3 protein-coding genes and 2 tRNA genes are annotated in these 4,456 nt (G+C 40.6%); 2 read left to right on the top strand and 3 right to left on the bottom strand.

The window, feature by feature from the left end; translation table 11 throughout:
• Positions 1 to 72 (bottom strand) — tRNA-Val (locus ACFP56_RS21635).
• Between the two features lie 202 nt (positions 73 to 274).
• Here ACFP56_RS21635 and brnQ point away from each other — a divergent pair.
• Complete coding sequence (brnQ, locus tag ACFP56_RS21630) at positions 275 to 1,633, top strand: branched-chain amino acid transport system II carrier protein (RefSeq protein WP_379238568.1); 1,359 nt, start codon at positions 275 to 277, stop codon at positions 1,631 to 1,633.
• 613 nt (positions 1,634 to 2,246) lie between these two features.
• Here the strand turns inward: brnQ and rodA are convergent.
• Complete coding sequence (gene rodA, locus ACFP56_RS21625; RefSeq protein WP_379238566.1) at positions 2,247 to 3,374, bottom strand: rod shape-determining protein RodA; 1,128 nt, start codon at positions 3,372 to 3,374, stop codon at positions 2,247 to 2,249.
• A 189-nt stretch (positions 3,375 to 3,563) separates the two neighbouring features.
• On the opposite strand from rodA, the gene ACFP56_RS21620 reads away from it, so the two are divergent.
• Entirely contained in the window at positions 3,564 to 4,190 is a 627-nt protein-coding gene (locus tag ACFP56_RS21620; RefSeq protein WP_379238570.1) for a DUF1232 domain-containing protein, read from the top strand.
• A 98-nt stretch (positions 4,191 to 4,288) separates the two neighbouring features.
• Here ACFP56_RS21620 and ACFP56_RS21615 read toward each other — a convergent pair.
• Positions 4,289 to 4,370 (bottom strand) — tRNA-Leu (locus ACFP56_RS21615).
• Between the last annotated feature and the right edge of the window lie 86 nt (positions 4,371 to 4,456).

Genomic DNA, 4,456 nt, shown 5'->3' with positions numbered 1-4,456 from the left:
GGAGGATGACGGGATCGAACCGCCGACCCTCTGCTTGTAAGGCAGATGCTCTCCCAGCTGAGCTAATCCTCCATATGTAAGCCATCCGTTTGGAGTGACTTAAATAATATATCATGCTCTTCACTGGAATGTCAAGCAAAAACATAATTTTTCTGATATAATAGCTATTCGTAATAGATGTTTGATTTGAAGTATGGCTAGAGGAGGCAAGGAAAATAATAATGACAAATGCATCAGCTTGGGAAATTAAATAGACCTTAACAGGAGACATCTTATGAATAACACAACTATATCATCCAAAGACACTGTCGTTATTGGACTTATGCTGTTTGCTTTGTTTTTTGGAGCAGGCAACCTTGTATTCCCAGCAATGCTGGGTCAATCCGCTGGTACAGAAAGCTGGTACGCTAATTTAGGATTTCTAATTACAGGAGTAGGCTTGCCATTACTCGCTGTTATTGCATTCAGCTTTTCAGGAAAACAGGATTTGCTTTCATTGGCAAGCCGAGTTCATCCTATATTCGGAATTATTTACACGACAGTACTGTATTTAACTATTGGTCCGCTTTTTGCTATGCCGCGAACAGGCAGCGTATCATATGAAATCGGGATTAAACCATATCTAAGCGAACAGAGCGGTCAACTGCCACTATTGATTTTTTCTATTTTGTTCTTTTTAGTTACATGCCTTTTCTCGCTCAATCCATCCAAGATGATTGATATTGTTGGAAAATGGCTTACACCTTTGCTTATTTTATTTATTTCTATATTGTCCATAGCCGCGATTCTAAAGCCAATGGGTACCTTTCAGCAACCAGTGGCAAGCTATGAGCAGCATGCCTTTTTCAACGGCATACAGGAAGGGTATCTGACAATGGATACGCTAGCTGCATTCGTCTTTGGAATCATCGTGATCAATGCGCTGAAAGAACGCGGTGCACACACCAGGAAGCAGCTGATGCTCGTCGGATTCAAATCCACCATTATATCGGCAACGATTCTTGCCATCATTTATACGGTGCTGACCTACATCGGCGCATCAAGCGTGGAGCAGCTAGGGCATTTGGCAAATGGTGGTGAAGTTCTTGCCAAAGTATCCAATTACTATTTTGGTACGTTCGGCGGGATTATTCTCGGTATTATCGTCTTGCTTGCCTGCTTGACAACAAGCATCGGCTTGACAACTTCATGCAGCAGCTACCTTCATAAATTAACGCCTAAAGTTTCTTACAAAACATATGCTATTCTTTTGTCTATCGTAAGTACAACACTAGCAAATGTAGGCTTGAATCAATTGATTGAATTTTCAGTGCCGGTATTGTCTATTCTATACCCGCTTTCTGTCATCATGATCTTTTTGACGTTTTTACACCCTTTATTCAAGGGGAAAAGATCGGTATATGGATTCAGTCTTGCATTGACCTTTGTTATAAGCTTTATCCAAGGCTTAGCCGACTCCAATCTCAAGCTTGCATACGTTTCTAATGCGATTCTGTATGTACATGAGCGCTTTAGCGAGATGCTACCGCTCTACACAATAGGATTAGGCTGGATCATACCTGGTGTTGTAGGCGCGGCAATTGGTCTAATTTGGCCGGCTTCCAAGCGCCATACCGAGGATATAACGTCCTAACACTCTAACCATACTTCAAATTAGTAAAACAGCAGGCAGCACCGCTTCATCACTGCTCAAGTAGACAGTGATCAAGTCAATGCTTCCTGCTGTTTTAATATCTGATTATAAGCTAGCCCTTTCATAAAGTATTTCTTGGAGGAACGGGTAGATCACTAGCACGAGTAATAAAACGGAGATCTCCAAACTGCAAGGTAAAATGCTCAACCTGCCCGTTATCGACCCAAGCGTGCCGTTGTTTTAACAATAAAGAAGCTGTTGTAAAGAATGAGGATGGATCGGCGTTTGCAAATGCTTCAGCTCAGCCTTCCGCATGAGAATTTACTGCTTGGATGACTCGTCAATGAGCGATTGAAGATTCTCAAACATCGTTAATAGATGTATTGAAATTCATCCTTGCTTTCATGATGCACTCTCACCTTCATATTCCCGTTTCGGCTTTACGGAACGTCCTGACGAGCTTCTCCAGCGGCTTATGGATGTATTGAAACAGAAATAAAGCATAGATCTTAATAAAAACAATCTACGTCAGCGCTGTATCAAGCTGACATTGTAAGCGCATCGTACAGCAAGCTTTTTACACGCTGAAAATCCGTCTCCAGAATATGTTTCCTTAATAAGAGGATGGATAAGATTGATGGATTTTCACGCTTAACACCAGACCTGTAGCAACCATATTAGTGAGCAGCGAGCTTCCACCGTAACTGATAAATGGCAAAGATATGCCAGTCAAGGGCATTAACCCTAGATGCATCGCAATGTTCTCAATAATTTGAATGATTAGCATAGAGATAACGCCTATTACGATATAAGATCCGAGAATGTCATTACTGTCATATGCAATTCGAACCATTCTGTAGATTAGTAAAAAATATAATATTAATAATAGCGCACTGCCTAAAAATCCGAACTCCTCTCCTATTACGACAAATATAGAGTCAGCGTAATCATAAGGAATAAAACCATTTTGTATCATATCTCCTTGCATGTAGCCTTTCCCAAAGAACTCTCCCGTTCCAATGGCTCTAATTGAATTTTGCACATGCCAGCTTTTATCCGGGTCCGAGGCAGGATCGATAAACGCTTGTATTCTTGACATTTGATGAGGCTTTATTAGCTTGGAAAACAACTCGTTGTTCGCGAAATACAAAAAGCTAAGTGACATCCCTGTAATAGCAAGTGTCGCGCTTCCAATAGCAACATGCAGCCAGCGTATGTTGCCCACCCAAATCATCCCAAGTAGAATGCCAAAGTATACAATCGAGGTACCGAGATCAGGCTGCATTAAAATGAATATAACCGGCAAAAAGGTTACAATCGCGATTGGTACTACGTCATAGATGATTCGGAGGGGTTCACTATTTCGTTTCTTTAGTATTTTCGCAATTAGGAGGATAACGAATATTTTAACAAGCTCAGATGGCTGAAATTGAATCGATCCTATATTCAACCAACGCGTAGAACCATTCAGATTGACTCCTTGCATTTGGACAAAAACTAGCAATCCGACTCCCAATCCATACAGGATATAAGAAAAATAACGAACAATAATTCGATAATCGAGAAATGCAACCACAAACAATGGTATGAATAATAAAACGTACATGACTAAGTTATTTTTATGTAGTCCTTCATAGCTGGTATTCATTGTAGCGCTGTAAATAGAAAGTGTGCTAATTGTCATAAAACATATCAGAATAACGATGATGGTAACATCTAGTCTACTTGCGAGTGTCTTCATATCTATAAACCTCTGCTTAAAAATTCTTGTATGTCTATATACCTAATGCCACGACTGTTAAACCAATATACACTTGGTGTTGACAAGATGTCAACACCAAGTGTATATTGGTTACAATCTGCGGCCTGGCTGCAGGGTTATACGTCTATCAACAATTATTTTACTTTGACACAGGAAGGGCAATGCTATATGCCGAATGATTCTGACAATAAATTAGGATTATTACTAAAAGAGCTACTAAAGAAGCAGTCTTTGTCAATTAGAGGGATGGATAAACTTTCGGGAATTGACGCTGCTACAATATCCAGAATAATAAATGGCAAACGGAAAGCTACACCTGCACATTTACAACGATTAGCCGATTGCCTGAATGTTCCTGTTTCCAGTCTATTTGCCGCTGCCGGGTATTCTGACTCTAACGTCCATTCAGATCTGCTTGAGTCTGTTGCTACTATTGAAGAGGTGCTGCACAGCTCGAACTACAGTCACAATTTCAGCTTGGACAGAATAGAACAAGAGCTGGCACGTCAAAGAGAATTCGCTCAAACGAAAGAAGGAAAAGAGACTATCCTTCTTAAATTTACCGGAAAAATTAAAGACATCGGAGCCTCAGGCCCATTTATTCAACATTTACAGAGAATGTATGATCGTTTTCGTCTAAATGAAGGCAGTGCATTTGAGTTGGCTCTATACGCTGGCGCATTGCTTTACTTCATTATGCCGTTTGATTGTATTCCTGATTATATGTTTCCAATTGGTTATATCGATGATGCTATCGCCGTAAATCTCGTTTTGAATGCTCAATCGAATTTATAGACACCATCGTTCTAGCTTTCTATTCGATTATTCATGACTTAAACACAAATAAAAAAGCCCCTAGGTTTCATTGAACCTAAGAGCTTAATATATGTAGTTGGTACCGGTGAGAGGACTCGAACCTCCACGGTTTCCCACTCGATTTTGAGTCGAGCGCGTCTGCCATTCCGCCACACCGGCATATGAAGTTTAAGTGGCGCGGCCTAAGAGATTCGAACTCCTGACCTTTTGATTCGTAGTCAAACGCTCTATCCAGCTGAGCTAAG

The organism is Paenibacillus septentrionalis (assembly GCF_042659865.1).
Taxonomy (GTDB): domain Bacteria; phylum Bacillota; class Bacilli; order Paenibacillales; family Paenibacillaceae; genus Pristimantibacillus; species Pristimantibacillus septentrionalis.
The sequence above is the reverse complement of the archived record's forward strand: the minus strand, read 5'-3'. Positions and strand labels throughout refer to the sequence as shown.

Excerpts from the sequence above, each read along its gene's own strand:
- rodA (WP_379238566.1), bottom strand. The coding sequence starts at position 3,374 with ATGAAGACACTCGCAAGTAGACTAGATGTTACCATCATCGTTATTCTG.
- brnQ (WP_379238568.1), top strand. The coding sequence starts at position 275 with ATGAATAACACAACTATATCATCCAAAGACACTGTCGTTATTGGACTT.
- ACFP56_RS21620 (WP_379238570.1), top strand. The coding sequence starts at position 3,564 with ATGCCGAATGATTCTGACAATAAATTAGGATTATTACTAAAAGAGCTA.